Origin of the sequence: Gottfriedia sp. NPDC058432, from assembly GCF_042721555.1 — a bacterium.
Taxonomy (GTDB): domain Bacteria; phylum Bacillota; class Bacilli; order Bacillales; family Bacillaceae_G; genus Gottfriedia.
In genome coordinates, this window is sequence record NZ_JBHXLC010000002.1 from 151,507 (window position 1) to 167,061 (window position 15,555).

The 15,555-nt window shown below is 32.3% G+C and carries 18 protein-coding genes; 16 read left to right on the forward strand and 2 right to left on the reverse strand.

Annotated features, from left to right (window positions below; translation table 11 throughout):
* Nucleotides 1–144 precede the first annotated feature (144 nt).
* From ACFWM3_RS02995 to ACFWM3_RS03005, 3 genes are all read left to right on the forward strand, one after another.
* A complete protein-coding gene (locus tag ACFWM3_RS02995) occupies nucleotides 145–1,446 on the forward strand; it encodes an FAD-dependent oxidoreductase (protein WP_390310148.1) in 1,302 nt (433 codons plus the stop codon).
* A gap of 20 nt (nucleotides 1,447–1,466) precedes the next feature.
* A complete protein-coding gene (gene sigJ, locus ACFWM3_RS03000) occupies nucleotides 1,467–2,351 on the forward strand; it encodes an RNA polymerase sigma factor SigJ (RefSeq protein WP_390310150.1) in 885 nt (294 codons plus the stop codon).
* A 364-nt stretch (nucleotides 2,352–2,715) separates the two neighbouring features.
* Nucleotides 2,716–3,504 carry an EcsC family protein gene (locus ACFWM3_RS03005; RefSeq protein WP_390310151.1) on the forward strand — a complete coding sequence of 263 codons (789 nt, stop codon included), beginning with the start codon at nucleotides 2,716–2,718 and terminating at the stop codon, nucleotides 3,502–3,504.
* Between the two features lie 66 nt (nucleotides 3,505–3,570).
* Here the strand turns inward: ACFWM3_RS03005 and ACFWM3_RS03010 are convergent, their stop codons facing one another.
* A complete protein-coding gene (locus ACFWM3_RS03010; protein WP_390310153.1) occupies nucleotides 3,571–4,227 on the reverse strand; it encodes a glycosyltransferase in 657 nt (218 codons plus the stop codon).
* A gap of 264 nt (nucleotides 4,228–4,491) precedes the next feature.
* Between ACFWM3_RS03010 and ACFWM3_RS03015 the strand changes: the two genes are divergently transcribed.
* Nucleotides 4,492–5,073, forward strand: a complete 582-nt coding sequence (locus tag ACFWM3_RS03015) for a VanZ family protein (protein WP_390310155.1) — start codon at nucleotides 4,492–4,494, stop codon at nucleotides 5,071–5,073.
* Nucleotides 5,074–5,075: 2 nt separating this feature from the next.
* On the opposite strand, the gene ACFWM3_RS03020 is transcribed toward ACFWM3_RS03015, so the two are convergent.
* A complete protein-coding gene (locus ACFWM3_RS03020; protein ID WP_390310156.1) occupies nucleotides 5,076–5,786 on the reverse strand; it encodes a polysaccharide deacetylase family protein in 711 nt (236 codons plus the stop codon).
* Nucleotides 5,787–6,045: 259 nt separating this feature from the next.
* On the opposite strand from ACFWM3_RS03020, the gene ACFWM3_RS03025 reads away from it, so the two are divergent.
* The 12 genes from ACFWM3_RS03025 to uvrB all read left to right on the forward strand — a co-directional run bounded on the left by ACFWM3_RS03025 (nucleotide 6,046) and on the right by uvrB (nucleotide 15,552).
* Nucleotides 6,046–6,486, forward strand: a complete 441-nt coding sequence (locus ACFWM3_RS03025; RefSeq protein ID WP_390310158.1) for a MarR family winged helix-turn-helix transcriptional regulator — start codon at nucleotides 6,046–6,048, stop codon at nucleotides 6,484–6,486.
* A gap of 23 nt (nucleotides 6,487–6,509) precedes the next feature.
* Nucleotides 6,510–7,451: a ring-cleaving dioxygenase gene (locus tag ACFWM3_RS03030; RefSeq protein ID WP_390310159.1), complete on the forward strand. Its 942-nt coding sequence runs from the start codon at nucleotides 6,510–6,512 to the stop codon at nucleotides 7,449–7,451.
* A gap of 2 nt (nucleotides 7,452–7,453) precedes the next feature.
* Complete coding sequence (locus tag ACFWM3_RS03035; RefSeq protein WP_390310160.1) at nucleotides 7,454–8,059, forward strand: alpha/beta hydrolase; 606 nt, start codon at nucleotides 7,454–7,456, stop codon at nucleotides 8,057–8,059.
* 16 nt (nucleotides 8,060–8,075) lie between these two features.
* A complete protein-coding gene (locus ACFWM3_RS03040) occupies nucleotides 8,076–8,681 on the forward strand; it encodes a flavin reductase family protein (protein WP_390310371.1) in 606 nt (201 codons plus the stop codon).
* Between the two features lie 150 nt (nucleotides 8,682–8,831).
* Nucleotides 8,832–9,371, forward strand: a complete 540-nt coding sequence (gene sigY, locus ACFWM3_RS03045; RefSeq protein ID WP_390310162.1) for an RNA polymerase sigma factor SigY — start codon at nucleotides 8,832–8,834, stop codon at nucleotides 9,369–9,371.
* The gene (locus ACFWM3_RS03050) at nucleotides 9,364–9,660 is read left to right on the forward strand and encodes a YxlC family protein (protein ID WP_390310163.1); all 297 of its coding nucleotides are present in this window, start codon (nucleotides 9,364–9,366) and stop codon (nucleotides 9,658–9,660) included. The genes sigY and ACFWM3_RS03050 overlap by 8 nt, the downstream gene beginning before the upstream one ends.
* A gap of 1 nt (nucleotide 9,661) precedes the next feature.
* Nucleotides 9,662–9,865: a transcriptional regulator gene (locus tag ACFWM3_RS03055; RefSeq protein WP_390310165.1), complete on the forward strand. Its 204-nt coding sequence runs from the start codon at nucleotides 9,662–9,664 to the stop codon at nucleotides 9,863–9,865.
* A 210-nt stretch (nucleotides 9,866–10,075) separates the two neighbouring features.
* Nucleotides 10,076–10,468: a GntR family transcriptional regulator gene (locus ACFWM3_RS03060; protein ID WP_056469789.1), complete on the forward strand. Its 393-nt coding sequence runs from the start codon at nucleotides 10,076–10,078 to the stop codon at nucleotides 10,466–10,468.
* Complete coding sequence (locus ACFWM3_RS03065) at nucleotides 10,469–11,158, forward strand: ABC transporter ATP-binding protein (protein WP_056469792.1); 690 nt, start codon at nucleotides 10,469–10,471, stop codon at nucleotides 11,156–11,158.
* The gene (locus ACFWM3_RS03070; RefSeq protein WP_390310167.1) at nucleotides 11,155–11,997 is read left to right on the forward strand and encodes a hypothetical protein; all 843 of its coding nucleotides are present in this window, start codon (nucleotides 11,155–11,157) and stop codon (nucleotides 11,995–11,997) included. Before ACFWM3_RS03065 ends, ACFWM3_RS03070 begins: the two co-directional genes overlap by 4 nt.
* A 13-nt stretch (nucleotides 11,998–12,010) precedes the next feature.
* On the forward strand, nucleotides 12,011–13,279 hold the full coding sequence (locus ACFWM3_RS03075; RefSeq protein ID WP_390310169.1) for a hypothetical protein: 1,269 nt from the start codon (nucleotides 12,011–12,013) through the stop codon (nucleotides 13,277–13,279).
* Nucleotides 13,280–13,566: 287 nt separating this feature from the next.
* Nucleotides 13,567–15,552, forward strand: coding sequence for an excinuclease ABC subunit UvrB (gene uvrB / locus ACFWM3_RS03080; RefSeq protein WP_056469802.1), 1,986 nt, complete (start codon nucleotides 13,567–13,569; stop codon nucleotides 15,550–15,552).
* The last annotated feature ends 3 nt before the right edge of the window (nucleotides 15,553–15,555 follow it).

The following is a 15,555-nucleotide window of genomic DNA, read 5'->3' on the forward strand; positions in this document are numbered from 1 at the left end:
TCACTATTCGAGAGAAATGAAATAAGCCCGTCCGAAGCCAATATAAAATAATTATTTTTTCTTTGTCCTGCTCTACTATATGTCACATTTTTTGTATTTCATTCGTCTTAATTAATGAAGAAAAGGAAAGGGAGAGATAATATTATGAATTTAAATCAAATAGATGGTCATCAAAAATGGGATGTTACTGTATTAGGTGGTGGTATTGCGGGGTTAACTGCTTCGATCTACTTAGCTCAAGCAGGTAAAAAAGTACTTCTATTGGATAAAGCATCTAAATTAGGTGGGAGAGGTATTTCTAATACAATTGGCGATGCACATTTAAATCTTGGAGCACACGCACTATATACAAACTGTATCGAAATTTTAAATGAAGTAGGTGTTACTGTTTCTGGCAAACTTCCAAAATTGAGTGGGGCATTTATTCTTGGAGATCGATCTAAACAAATGAAAATAATAGAGGCAATTAATTTATTTTTGGGTAATCATTTAAAATGGAAAGAAAAAATGGAATTTATTCGATTTTACCGACATATTCGTAAAATGGACTTAGATGAGATCAATCATATTACTTTAGAAGAATATTTAAATAGAAAAATAACAAGTCACCGTATAAAGAATTTAATTTTAGCCTTTGTACGCGTATCTACCTTTACAAGTAATTCAGAAATGATAAGTGCAGGAGTGGCAATTGGCCAGCTTCGTAGTGCTAAAGTATTGTATATAAATGACGGATGGCAATCAATTGTTAACGACCTAATTAAAAAGGCGAATCAACTTGGTGTTACGATTCAAAATAGTGCAGTAGTATCTAAAATTACTGGCTCTTATCCAAACATAAATCTTATCTTGAAAAATGATACTAGGATCAACACTAGCTGTTTGTTATCAACTATTAACCCAATTGATTTAGTTAAGTTAATAGATGAGCCAGTCTCAGATTCATTTTTACAAAAATGTAATCAAATGGTGCCAGTAAAAGCTGCATGCCTTGACCTTGTGATGAATGGTTTACCGAATCCAAAACTCAACTTTGCTTTAGGTGTAGATCAACCATGGTATTTTTCAAATCATTCAACAGTAGCTAAATTATCGAAAGAAGGCGAAAGTGTAGTCCATATAATGAAATATTTAAACTCGGTCAACGAAACAGATTCTGCAAAAGATGAGGAAGAGCTTGAAAGTTTACTTGATTTAGTTCAACCAGGTTGGAGAGAGTACGTCATTTCACGTCGCTATCTTCCTAAGCTTATTGTTTCCAACGACATAAAAAAGCCATTTGATAAATTAGGCAACAATTTATCAAATAATGAATTGGGCATAGAAGGTATTTACGTTGCAGGGGATTGGGTAGGGGAGACAGAACTTCTATTGAATGCATCACTAAAGAGCGCTAAAAATGCTACTAAACTTATAAATGAGAAGCTCGAACTTCAACTAATTTAAGATAGAGGAGAAGATACTCCATGGAAGTAGATTATCTATATTCTCAATATAAACCACTTTTATTTTCAATAGGATATAGTATGCTAGGTTCGGTTGAGGATTCGGAGGATTTGGTACAGGATACTTTTCTCACAGTTCATAAGATAAATCAATCCATCACAAAAGAAGAGCCGAATAATATAAAAGCATTTTTATGTAAAGTTATGACAAACCGTTGCTTGGATTTATTAAAATCTTCAAAAAATAAACGTGAAGTTTATATAGGACCGTGGCTTCCAGAACCGATTATTCAGAACTTACCTGAAGATTTACATGATGATCCGATGGAAAAGATGATTTTAGATGAAACGATAACCTATGCATTTTTAGTTTTACTTGAACAGCTAAATCCAATCGAAAGGGCAGTATTTGTATTACGTGAAGCCTTTCAGTTTGACTTTCGTACAATCGCAAATATTTTAAATAAAACCGAATTGAATTGCCGTAAAATATTCAGTAGACTTCAACGCAAAGTCCAAAGTAAGGATGTAGTTGAAAAACGTAATCTAAATCAAGAGCTAACCATTGCAAAACGATTTATAGAAGCTGCTGAAACAGGTAATTTAGAAATGCTAATATCACTTTTAACGGAAGATATCGTACTAATTACTGACGCTGGTGGCAAAACGAAAGCTGCACTTCGCCCAATCAACCTACAGAAAAATGTTATTGCATTCCTTGTTGGAGTGAGGAAGAAGATAAACTCTCCATCCGAAATCGAAATTGCTTTGATCAATAATCAAATTGGATTAATTGTTAAAAGTGAAGGCGAGGAGCCAACCGTAATTTGTTTTGAAATAGAAGGAGATCGTTATCGAAGTATTTATATGCTTCGAAACCCGGATAAGATAAGATTTTTAGGTTGATTATGAAGATCATTTTAAACATTAGAACAGGGTGTCCCACTTTTTATGGGGTACCTTGTTTTTTAGAGGTAAGAAAATGAAAGCATCTTACTTATAGAGGGTTCATGAGTAAGTAAAAATGTGAAAATGAGGAATTTAGTAACTCTTAGAGGGTTGATGAGTAAGTACAAAAGCAAAAATAAGAAAAAAGCTAACTCATAAGGTGCTCATGAGTAAGTAAAATAGCAAAAATAAGAAAAATACTAACTCAAAAGAATAAAAGGGGTAAGTCTAAGAACAGCCCTTTTTTATTTTTGGTTTTTTTCACAAAAAGCTTTATAGTTTTAGTAGTCACTATGTTCAGATTAAAATTTTAGGAGTGTTTATGGAAACGAAAGAGTATCTAATAATGCAGCTTAATGAAATTGAAAAATGGGAAAAAGATCAAAAAAGCGTATTTTTTTGGGAGAAAATTGGTAGAATTCCATTTATGATTTTGGATAAAATTACACCTAAGTTCATTCATGATAAGATTGGAGTTATTTTAGATGAGCTATCTAAGTATGTGAATGCTGGTGGTCAATATTTAGTTAGTGTTCCTTCAACTCTAACTAGGATGCGTAAGGAGCTTTCAATTCAAGAATTAACTGAAGTAGAAATGGTCAACCAACTTAGTCTTGAACAAATGGATCTTGTTTCGAATAGTTTTATTGCTAGTCGTAAACAATTTGCAAAGGTCCAAGGAGCGACAACAGGTTTTGGTGGAATGTTTACGATTGCGATCGATATTCCAATTTTATTAGGACTTACATTAAAGACACTTCAAGAAATAGCGATTTCTTATGGTTATGATCCAAATGACCAAATGGAGAGAGTCTTCATTATTAAATGCTTGCAATTTACATCTGCTGATATAGTTGGTAAAAAGGCGATATTAGAAGAGTTAACAAATATTGAAGGAAAAAAAGCCTTTTCTCAAATTGAAGGTTGGAGAGAAGTATTTTATACATATCGAGATAACATGGGCTGGAAGAAACTGTTTCAAATGGTCCCGATTGCAGGTTTAATATTTGGTGCATATGTAAATAAACAAGCAATTGAAGATGTTGGCGAGGCTGGTAGAATGCTTTATAAAAAAAGACGGATCATGGAAAGATTGCATGATTTAAAATAAGCAGAAAAAAGATGAATTTAGTTTAGAGCTAAATTCATCTTTTTTGTTAATTAATCAAACGTTTGTTTAAGATTTAAATTTATTCGGGAATTGCTTAATAATGCCTGAAGAAATAGTATCAGCTATAGGAATCATATGTTGAAGACCAGCATCAAATGCTTTTACATTGCCGTCCCAGTCCATTTTTATTCTAGTTACAGCTTCATTTGTTACCATTTTTAAATGTGTATATAGTAAGTCTTTTAAAGCTTGATTTGTCCAATTTGGATTTGCTTTACTCAAAAATGCAGCAATGTCATCTGCATTTTTAAACCATTGATCGTTTAATGTTTTTAAAGTTGCCATATCATTCGCTTTCGCAGCATCAACAATTTTACCAGCCAGTACAATATGTTCGGTTAATAGTTTAGCAAGTTGATCTCCAGCGGCAGCACCATAATATGGTTTAATTGCATTCCCAATATCTTGTTGATTTCTTAATAGTCTTGCAAGTACTACATCCTTATCTGGCATTCCAGCAACAGCACTAACAATATACTTACTAGTCCATATTAAATGATCCATCCAAAGCTTTCTCATATCAGCTTTGAAATTACATGCTGAGTTACTTATGCATCTTCCATGAGCTCTAGTATCTATTTGTTCGGCACTGGATTTAATAGGGGATAAAATTAGTGCAAAACATAAAAATAGAGATGTGAATTTTAGTAATTGTTTCTTCATCTAGATGTCTCCTTTGAAATGTTTTCAAAATGTACCAGTATTATTTTGGATTTTTTTTCAAGTAATATTCAAAGTTTTTATATTTATCTCAATTGTGAAAGTAAAATAAGCACCTGACTTATATGGAAAACATCAAAAATGATTAGATGAACTATATAAAATAAAGAGGTTTTGATATAGTATAATAAGTTGTGGTAAAAAATGGAAAAAGCGAAACACTTCAAGTTGTTTCTTATTCCTTGGAAGGTGAAGGGGAGGAAAGTTTTGTTAAATTATTTATATCCTAGTATCTTTATCATGACTTTAACCATTTTATTTTTTGGTTATAGATTCTTTAAAGGTTATATTACTCTACTAAAATATTTATATTGGATCATCTTTGGAATCTACATTACATGTATCGTGGATTTTACTTTGTTTCCATTTCCTTATCAAAAATATCTAATTCAGGTCATGATTGAGGATCACTTGGGATATACAAATAATTTTGTCCCTTTTAAAGTAGTTGTAGATTCAATAAGTTATGGATCATTTTCTATTGCTCTAAAGCAAGTTGGCGGAAATATTGTATTATTTATGCCATTAGGATTTGCTTTGCCAGTTCTTTATCCTAAAATTATGAGAAGTAAAACGATATTAGTTGGTTTTACTGTAAGTTTAGGGATTGAAATAATCCAAGGAACCATGGGGTTTTTTATTGGATATAATTATCGATCATGCGACATTGATGATATATTATTAAATACATTTGGCACTGTGTTAGGAGTTTTAGTCTTTAGTTTAAGCAATAAATTTTCCATAAAGAAGAAAATCGATAATCAATATATAAAAAGACAAGGAGCATGATGCTACTTGTCTTTTTGTAACTTCTGAAGCTCTTTCACTGTTACAAATTTATATCCGTCTTTCGATAATAAATCCAATATCCCCTTAATTGTTGCTAATTCTTTACCAGTTTTATCATACATCGGATGAATTAAAATAATTGAACCCGGTTTAATATTTTTCTTTACATAGTTTATTTTGTCTTCAGGTTTTGTGTAAAAAGTATCTGGCTCCAAATTCCATGTAATCGTTTCTCGGTTATGTTTATGCATGTAATACGGTAACCCAAGTAGTTTTTTACCATTTGGTGGACGGAACTCAATATCCCCTTTATAGCCAGCTTTTCGAATTAGTTTATCTGTCTTTTCTATTTCATTTTTGATAAATGAAGGTGATTTTAGCACCATTCTTTCGTGAGAATATGTATGATTTCCAACTTGTTGTCCCGCATCCACAATTTTTTTAGTTTCCTCGGGATTCTTTTCAATTTCATTACCGATTAGAAAAAAAGTAGCTTTTGCATTGTATTGATCTAAAAGTGGAAGAATGTTATCAACGTTTTTGGTTGGACCGTCGTCAAATGTTAAAGCCACTACTTTTTGGTTAGTGTGTACTTCGTTTGTTAATCCACCAAAAAGCTGAAAAGATCTTGCATTCATTAGCTTGTACGATCCAAATAAGATCAGAAACAAAATTAGAATACTTGCACTTATCTTAAGTAATCTTTTTTTCATCTATTTTACCTGTCTCTCTAGTTATTGAAATTAAACATAATTATAACATCACTAATTAAAAAAAGAATAAAAGAAGGAAATTAAAGGGAATTTAAGATTGATGGAAGAAGTAGTGTAATACAGTATTTTAAGGTATGAAATAGATATGAATTCGAAAGTAATTTTAGAAAATAGGTTTTTATTTAGATAAAACAATCTACTTGCAAAGTTATCAGTTTAGTATTAAACTGATAACAAGATCGATCAAAGAGGTGCAAAAATGTTGAATGGTCATAATGAAGCTTCTGCAAACAAATCAAAAAATTTAGCAGTATTACTTTGGTTTCGATTAGCTCGTTTTTATCTTAAAAATGTTAGAGAATCAAATAATCAATTGAAAAAATGGGGACTGACGACTGCTCAATTTGATGTAATAGTCCATGTTGGGCGAAATAAGCGTCTTACTCAGCAAGAATTAGCCGATAAATTAGTTGTTACAAAAGGAAATGTGACTCATCTATTAAAGAAAATGGAAGAGCTTCAATGGATTAAAAGAGAAGTAGAATGGAAAAACAAATATCTCTCTTTAACAGAGATCGGTCAAAAAATGTATGAAGAAATCGTTCCTACACAGGATGAGTTTCAACAAGCTCAATTCAGTAAATTAACTGAAGAAGAGCAATTACAATTACTTATTTTATTAAGGAAATTAAATAAATAATTAATTAGAACGGAGGAGAGTTTATGGGAAAAATGAAAGGTATACATCATATTACTGCGATAGTTGGTGATCCACAAGAAAATATGGATTTCTACGCTGGGATTTTAGGCTTACGCTTTGTGAAAAAAACAATTAATTTTGATGATCCAGGTACGTATCACTTTTATTTCGGAGATGAATCTGCAAAACCAGGAACGATCATGACTTTTTTCCCTTGGGCTAATGCATATAGAGGAAAAGTAGGAAGTGGGCAAGTAGGAATCACAACATTCTTAATCCCAGCTAACTCAATGGAATTTTGGGAAAATCGTTTAGCATCTTTTAAAATTCAAACAAAAAAAGTAAGTCGATTTGGAGAAACATTTCTTCAATTTGAAGACTTTCATGGCTTACAGCTTGAATTAGTAGGAAGGGAAGCTGGCGAGGAAAATACTTGGGAATTTAATGGTGTTACAAAGGATGTAGCAATTAAAGGTTTTGGTGGTGCAGTTTTATATTCTGGAGCACCAAATAAAACAGCTGAACTATTGGAAAACGTGATGGAATTAGAATGCTTAGGTCAAGAGGGGAACTATTTACGTTTTAAGGCTGCTGGTGATATCGGAAATATTATCGATATTGAATTAGCAGCAGTAGGAAGAGGCGCTATGGGAGTAGGAACTGTCCATCATATTGCATGGAGGGCAAGTAATGATGAAGAACATGTAAAATGGCAAGATAAGTTATATGACAATCATTATGGAGTTACTGAAGTAAAAGATCGAAATTATTTTAATGCAATTTATTTTCGTGAAAATGGTGGGCTTTTATTTGAAATTGCAACCGATCCACCAGGATTTATGATTGATGAGGATATAGACCATTTAGGAGAACAGTTAATGCTACCAAAGTGGCAGGAACCACATCGTGAAATAATAGAAAATCACTTACAGCCAATTGTTGTTAGAGAAGTGAAAGGAGAATGACGATGAAGCACGTATTTAATAGAGGAAGTAATCCATCAAAACCAACATTTTTATTATTACATGGTACAGGTGGAAATGAACTGGATCTATTACCTATCGCAGGTATGATCGATAATGAAGCTTCTGTTTTATCTGTAAGAGGTAATGTGAGCGAAAATGGAATGCCACGTTTTTTTAAGCGATTAGCTGAAGGGGTATTTGATATGGAAGATTTAGTTTTCCGTACAAAAGAATTAAAAGAGTTTATTGAATCAGCTTCCGCAGAACATGGATTTGATCCAAACAATATGATCGCAATTGGTTATTCAAACGGTGCAAACATTGCAGGTAGCTTACTGTTCCATTACGAAAATGTATTTAAAGGAGCAATGCTATTGCATCCAATGGTACCGATACGTGATTTAGAATTGCCAAATTTGAAAGATGTGTCAGTCTTCATTGGTGCGGGCAAAAATGATCCAATTTGTTTACCACAAGAAACGGAAGAATTAGCATCATTGTTAGACGGCGCTGGCGCAGAAGTCGTTACTCATTGGGAAAACATGGGGCATAGTTTAACTAGATCGGAAATTGAGGCAGCAGCTGATTGGTACAAAAATAACTTTTAAGGAGTATGCAATAATGATGAAATCTTTTTCTCCAGCGGATTTAAGTGATCGTGATAATTATAAGTTCTTAATTGGTGGAATTATTCCAAGACCAATTGCTTTTGTTACAACTGAATCAAATGAGAATGTCTTAAATGGAGCACCATTTAGCTATTTCAACATCGTAACGTCTAATCCACCTATGATATCTGTATCAGTTCAGCGACAAAACGGTAAACAAAAAGATACAGCTAGAAATGCGATTGAGAAAAAAGAGTTCGTTGTCCATATTGTTGATGAATCAAATGTTGAAGCGATTAATAAAACAGCTGCTGCATTGCTACCTACTGAGAGCGAAGTTGAATTAGCGGGGTTAACCCCAGTAGAAAGTGTAATGGTTTCAGTTCCAGGAGTGAAGGAGTCAAAAATTCGAATGGAATGCATTTTAGAACAAGCAATTCCATTAGGAAAAGATAATGAGGCTTGCGACTTATTAATAGGCAAGGTTGTTTATTTTCATATAGAAGATGAAATTTATGAAAATGGACGGATCGATGCAGATGGCTTAAAAGCAGTTAGTCGTTTAGCAGGGAATGATTATGCTAAGGTTGGAGAAATGTTTACGATTGATCGTCCTAAATAAGTTTAATAAGAGTGAAGGGTAAAGTCGAATTTACCCCTCACTTTTTTTTTGAAAAAAATTAAAAGAAAAATGAACGATTTGCAGAACCTAATCGTATAACAAATGAAAACTAAATAAATATTGAATAAGTTAGCTAGGAAGGAGGAAGAAATGGCTGATTTAGATGAATTAGAAATTATCAAGGATGCTCAGCAAGGTGACCAAGATGCATTTGCTAAACTTTTTCAAATCCATTATTCCTTTTTATATAAATACGTATTGAAGATGACGTTAAATCAACAAACTGCAGAAGATTTAGTGCAGGATACGATGCTGAAAGGTTATGACAATATAAAGAAATACAATGGTCAATCAAAATTTTCAACTTGGCTAATAACAATCGCTACTAGACTTTATTTAGATCAACAAAGAAAGAAAAAGCGCGAATGGTTTTGGCAAAAAAATGAGTCTGTAGAATTATCCCGTTCCTTAAATTGGCAGTTGGCTTATAAAGGGTTTGAGTGGAGTGATATTATGGAGGGTTTTGAAAAGCTTAAATCGGAAGTGCGAGCGGCCATATTATTAAAGCATTACTACGGCTATACGAACGAAGAAATTGGAAATATGATGGGAATTCGAGAAGGAACGGTTAAATCAAGAATTCATAATGGAATGAAGGAGTTAAGAAAGGAGTTAATGCAAGATGGATAAAGAAGAAATTGTTTCGGCATTTAAGCAGTTTGATGAATTAACGAATATTCAAGAACCTTCAATCAACGCAATTACAGAAAAGATTAAAAGTCATCAAGAAAAAAAGAAAACGATTTTTCTTAAGGAATTAATAATATTCATTTGTGTAGCATGCAGTTTATTTATAGGTACACTACTTATAGCGTTAGAAGCACCAGTGAGTATTGTTATTATTCAAGGTTTAGGCTTTATTGCACTACCAATTATTTTTAAACGAGATAAAAAGAAAATAGAAAGTGAGTGGATTTAAAGTGGAATGGACAACAGAAAATATTATCATATTAGTTTTAGTCTTCACAATTTTAATAATTCAAAGTATCACACTTTTTACAAAAGCTAAAAAGAGAAATCGTTCAGCCTGGTTATGGGGGCTGTTAGGTATGATCCAATTTCCTTGGCCTAGTATCTTCTTTTACTTTTTAGTTATTCGAAAAGATCGAAAAAAACTAAATTAAGGATAGCGTACAAATACTAGACTAATTGGAACGGTTCAATTAAGTCTAGTATTTTTTAATTTTATGTTTGACAATTTTAGTGTATTACCTGTATAGTACACGTATAAGGTGTATTAACCGAGTAATACGCATAGTTATGGATTAGGTGTATGAACTAAGTAGTACACACACATACTAATTAAATTGTATTAAGAACGAGGAGGTGGATTGATGGAATTTATAGTGAATAACCGTGAACCCGTTTATTTACAGGTCGTTAGGCATTTTAAACAACAAATTGCCAAAAGACTATTAGAAGCTGGTCAAGAAATACCATCAAGAAGAGAATTAGCTGTTCAATTTAATATAAATCCAAATACTGTACAAAAAGCATACAAGGAAATGGAGGAACAAGGATTGATTACGACTGAACGAAATTTCCCTAGTAAGATTACGACTGATATAAAAGTGTTAAATGGTGTACGAAATGAATTGATTATGGAAGCTGTAAATGAATTCGTCGATTCAATTAAAGTAATAAATGTTCCTGTAGAAGAATTACTTACAATGGTTAAACAGAACTATGAACAAAAGATAAAAGAAGAAAAGAAAGGAGATGCTTAAATGATCCAAGTAAAAAATGTTTCAAAAAAGTATGGTCGGAAAAATGTTTTGCGTGATATTTCTTTCACTGCAAATAAAGGAGAAATCACTTGTTTAATTGGTATTAATGGTGTTGGTAAGTCTACAACGATGAAGGCGATTATGGGGATTACGCCAATCGATCGCGGTGAAATATTAATAGATGATAAGAAAATGAATCATACAATGTACGAAAATATCACATTTATACCAGATACACTTACAATGCTTCCTAGTTTTACAGTTGGTGAAGCAATGCAGTTTATGAAAGACTTTTATGTAAATTGGAATCCAGAGCGTGCAAAAGAACTACTTGGATTTTTCCGTTTAAAGGAAGATGAAAAACTAGGTGAACTTTCAAAAGGGAATGCTGCAAAAGCAAATTTACTGTTTGGTTTAGGACTAGATGTAGATTATGTTCTGATGGATGAACCTTTTTCTGGTATCGATATGTTTAGTAGAGAGCAAATTGCAAAAGTGTTTACGAGTCACTTAATTGAAGATCGAGGCGTGATTATAACTACTCATGAAATTAGTGATATTGAGCATTTGATCGATAAAGTCGTTTTATTAGATAACGGCGAAATTCTGAAAGAGTTTTATACAGAAGAAATTCGATTAGAAGAAGGTAAATCAGTGATGGACGTAATGAGAGAGGTGTATGAGTCATGAATCGATATTTGAAACTAGTTAATTTTGAAGTTAATCGATTTTTTAAATTATATATAGGGTTATTAATTGTAGTAGCTATATCACAATTTGTAAGTTTATTTGCAGTAAAGTCTTCTTATATGAAAATGGCGAATGATGCAAATTACGCAAGCTCTATGAAAGCAACTGAGGAATTTATTACAAGGTATGGATTGATAAGTTTTAACCAGGTTGCTAATCATGCATTATTTATTGGACCTATTGTGATCAGTGTCGCTTTAATGATGTTCTATGTTTTTATCATTTGGTATAGAGATTATTTCGGAAAAAACACGTTTATTTACCGTTTATTTATGCTACCAACTTCAAGAATGACAATTTACTTTGCTAAAGCGACTACAATCTTAATTATGGTATTGAGTTTACTAGCTTTTCAACTAATTCTTTTACCAATTGAAATAAACGTATTTCAACAAATCATTCCAAGTGAACTTTTAGGAAAAATGAATATGATTGAACTTGTTATGGGTCCTAATATTTTTCAAATGATTTTACCAAGTAATTTTGTGGATTTTATTTTTAGGTACCTGATTGGAATGGGTTTAGTGTTTACTCTTTTCACATTCATACTATTAGAACGTAGTTATCGCTGGAAAGGTATATTATTTGGAATTTTATACGCTATGGCGATTGTAGTTTTAATTCTTATACCAGAGATTATTCAATCTTACATTTTTAGAAATAATTTCATATTTTATCCAAGCGAAGTCATTTATATGGAAATAGGTCTTTTTGCAATCATTATTACAGGTTCAATCTTATTTAGTAAATATTTATTAAAAAACAAAGTATCGGTGTAAGGAGGAGTTTGGAATGAAGCGATATCGTAATTTGGCAGTTATAGCCGTTGTCACGACAATCAGTATAGGTACGTTTTTTACGAAAGTAGCTATGTCAGAAAGCAAGTTGCCTAAATTTTATTTAAAGACTGAAAATGGAGATTCGAAATACGTTAAAAATTTAGTTCTTAGCGGTGGATATGGTCAGGATGGAGGTAGAGGCTTAAGTATCACTACTGACGGAAGTGAATATAAAGATACTAATTCAATTCTTAGTGAGCTTGATGGTGAATACTATGATTTAAAGAAATTAAATGATTTAAAAAAGAAAGAAAGAAACTTTATGCGCGGAAAAAATTCTTCATCTCAATTTTATATCGATAAAGATTATGCATGGCACGCCGGGGTAAAAGGTGGAAAACTTGATGGTACGTATGAGCATCAAAATAATCATTTTAAAATGTATATAGATGGTCTTGATCTTCATAATAAAGACCGTTATACGTTTAAAATTGATATCCCAGGAGAAGAAAACTTCTCATATATTAATGTAGAGGATGTACAATTAATCGGTAAAGATTTAGTTGTCACTACTTATCAAAATAAAACGATAAATAATAATACAAAATCAGATATAAATGTCGAGCAAACTGAACTAGTTATGTATCGAATTAATGTAAACCAAAAGAAAATTGTTGAGCGTAAAGTAATTAATAAATCATCCAATGACCAAAAGACACACACTCATACTGAATTACAAAGTACGATATCAGAATCAGATCAAACAATTCCTTCCAAATTCAGTGTTTACAAAAAGGCAAAACTAAAGGATACGGTTCAAACGAATGGAGAAACAACAACTGAAGAAATTAGTAATGAAGTATTGGTATTTAATTTAGAAACTGATAAAGAAGAACCTTTAAATTTATCGAATGAACAAAAAGAACAATTGAAGCAGAGTAATGTAATCATTGATAAAGATAACTTGTATTTTATAACGAACGGTGATAAAGATCTTTCAGTATTAAAGTATAACCTTAACAATAAAAAAGTCGAAGGTGAACCAGTACTTATTTCTAAAGTAAATAGTAATAACCTTTCAAATTATAAAATCATTAATGGAAAACTATATGTAATTACGAATAATATAGAAAATCCAGGGAAGGTCAATAAAGATTTCATTATTGCTGACTTAGCAAATGGACAAAGTGTTTTCGAAGGTAAGATTGAAGTAAAGAATAGTAAAGGAAATGCTAGTAAAGCATTAAAAAAATTACAGATATATGATTTTAAGGTTGAATAAGTAGGGCAGGAAAAAGATAAGAGATTGGTTATAGGGAAAGATTTTATAAAACTTATAAAATCTTTTCCTACTCCTTCTTCTTTCTTTATTCCTGTTCTTTTTTCTTTATCTTATCCTTCATTTAAGGAATATACGTTCTAGTTTAATTACTTGAATTTGTACTTAAACATCGATAATATGTAAAGATGATTATTTTTTAAAGTACGTTTGTTCTGTTTTTGATTGATTTTTGAAATTTTGTGGTAAAATAGAAGGATAGGTATGTTTTGGAAATGGAGGCGGGGAAGATGGAGCAGGAATTCGAGGTAGTTTCTAATTATTCACCTCAAGGCGACCAGCCAAATGCGATTAAGCAGTTAGTTGAGGGGGTTAAAAATGGTAAAGAGCATCAAGTTTTATTAGGTGCTACAGGTACGGGAAAAACGTTTACCATTTCAAATGTAATTAAAGAAGTAGGAAAACCAACATTAGTATTTGCTCACAATAAAACATTAGCAGGGCAATTATATAGTGAATTAAAAGAGTTCTTTCCTAATAATGCAGTTGAGTATTTCGTTAGTTACTATGATTATTTTCAGCCAGAAGCTTATGTACCTCAAACGGATACTTATATTGAAAAAGATTCAAGTATTAATGATGAAATTGATAAATTACGTCACTCTGCGACTTCCTCCCTTTTTGAACGTAAGGATGTCATTATTGTAGCGAGTGTATCTTGTATTTACGGTTTAGGTTCTCCTGAAGAATATCGTGAATTAGTTTGTTCTCTTCGTATTGGAATGGAAATTAGTAGAGATGAACTATTGCATAAACTAGTAGATATTCAGTATGCACGTAATGATATTGACTTCTCACGTGGTACATTCCGAGTTCGTGGAGATGTTGTTGAAATATTCCCAGCATCACGTGATGAGCACTGTATTCGTGTGGAATTTTTTGGTGATGAAATTGAGAGAATTAGAGAAGTGGATGCTTTAACTGGTGAAATTTTAGGTGACCGTGAACATGTTGCAATTTTCCCGGCTTCCCACTTCGTTACTCGTGAAGAAAAAATGAAAATCGCCATTAAAAATATTGAAGCTGAGTTAGAAGTGCGATTAAAGGAAATGAGAGATAACGGTAAGTTACTAGAAGCTCAAAGGCTCGAGCAGCGAACTAGATATGATTTAGAAATGATGAACGAGATGGGATTTTGTTCAGGAATTGAAAACTATTCCCGTCATCTGACGCTGAGACCACCTGGCTCTACACCTTATACATTATTAGACTATTTTCCAGAAGATTTCTTAATGGTGATTGACGAGTCACATGTTACGGTTCCGCAAATTCGAGGAATGTTTAACGGCGACCAAGCTCGAAAGCAAGTTTTAGTAGATCATGGATTCCGTCTGCCTTCAGCATTGGATAATCGACCTTTAAAGTTTGCAGAGTTTGTGGAAAAGGTTCAACAAACTATTTACGTAACTGCGACACCTGGACCATATGAGCTAGAGTTGTGTCCTGAGAAAGTAGAGCAAATTATTCGTCCAACAGGTCTACTAGATCCGACGATAGATGTTCGTCCGATTGAAGGGCAAATTGACGATTTGATCGATGAAGTTCGTAATCGTATTGCTAAAAATGAGAGAGTACTTATTACTACTCTAACAAAGAAAATGTCTGAAGATTTAACGGACTATTTGAAAGAAATCGGAATTAAGGTTAACTATTTACATTCTGAAATTAAAACACTTGAACGAATTGAAATTATTCGTGATCTTCGTTTAGGTAAATATGATGTATTGATTGGTATTAACCTTTTACGTGAAGGTATAGATATTCCTGAAGTTTCATTAGTCGTAATTTTAGATGCAGATAAAGAAGGATTTTTACGATCTGAACGATCATTAATCCAAACAATTGGTCGTGCTGCAAGGAATTCAAATGGTCATGTTATTATGTATGCTGATAAAATGACGAATTCGATGGATATTGCTATTAATGAAACAAAACGTCGTCGTGAGATTCAGGAAGAATATAACGAAAAACATGGAATCACTCCTAAAACGATTATTAAGCAAGTACGTGATGTGATTCGAGCTACTTCTGTTGCTGAGGAAGAAGAAGTTTATGAAAACGGCATTAGTGCTAAATATAAGAAGATGAACAAAAAAGAACGTCATTTATTTATTCAATCAATTGAAATGGAAATGAAGGACGCAGCGAAGGCGCTTGATTTTGAACGAGCAACAGAACTTCGTGACTTAATATTAGAATTGAAGTCTGAGAGGTGAAGA

Coding starts and splice junctions, on each gene's coding strand:
- ACFWM3_RS03025 (WP_390310158.1), top strand. CDS start 6,046: ATGTTGAATGGTCATAATGAAGCTTCTGCAAACAAATCAAAAAATTTA.
- ACFWM3_RS03060 (WP_056469789.1), top strand. CDS start 10,076: ATGGAATTTATAGTGAATAACCGTGAACCCGTTTATTTACAGGTCGTT.
- ACFWM3_RS03030 (WP_390310159.1), top strand. CDS start 6,510: ATGGGAAAAATGAAAGGTATACATCATATTACTGCGATAGTTGGTGAT.
- ACFWM3_RS03075 (WP_390310169.1), top strand. CDS start 12,011: ATGAAGCGATATCGTAATTTGGCAGTTATAGCCGTTGTCACGACAATC.
- ACFWM3_RS03035 (WP_390310160.1), top strand. CDS start 7,454: ATGAAGCACGTATTTAATAGAGGAAGTAATCCATCAAAACCAACATTT.
- sigJ (WP_390310150.1), top strand. CDS start 1,467: ATGGAAGTAGATTATCTATATTCTCAATATAAACCACTTTTATTTTCA.
- ACFWM3_RS03050 (WP_390310163.1), top strand. CDS start 9,364: ATGGATAAAGAAGAAATTGTTTCGGCATTTAAGCAGTTTGATGAATTA.
- ACFWM3_RS03005 (WP_390310151.1), top strand. CDS start 2,716: ATGGAAACGAAAGAGTATCTAATAATGCAGCTTAATGAAATTGAAAAA.
- ACFWM3_RS03070 (WP_390310167.1), top strand. CDS start 11,155: ATGAATCGATATTTGAAACTAGTTAATTTTGAAGTTAATCGATTTTTT.
- ACFWM3_RS03010 (WP_390310153.1), bottom strand. CDS start 4,227: ATGAAGAAACAATTACTAAAATTCACATCTCTATTTTTATGTTTTGCA.
- ACFWM3_RS02995 (WP_390310148.1), top strand. CDS start 145: ATGAATTTAAATCAAATAGATGGTCATCAAAAATGGGATGTTACTGTA.
- ACFWM3_RS03065 (WP_056469792.1), top strand. CDS start 10,469: ATGATCCAAGTAAAAAATGTTTCAAAAAAGTATGGTCGGAAAAATGTT.
- uvrB (WP_056469802.1), top strand. CDS start 13,567: ATGGAGCAGGAATTCGAGGTAGTTTCTAATTATTCACCTCAAGGCGAC.
- sigY (WP_390310162.1), top strand. CDS start 8,832: ATGGCTGATTTAGATGAATTAGAAATTATCAAGGATGCTCAGCAAGGT.
- ACFWM3_RS03020 (WP_390310156.1), bottom strand. CDS start 5,786: ATGAAAAAAAGATTACTTAAGATAAGTGCAAGTATTCTAATTTTGTTT.
- ACFWM3_RS03040 (WP_390310371.1), top strand. CDS start 8,076: ATGAAATCTTTTTCTCCAGCGGATTTAAGTGATCGTGATAATTATAAG.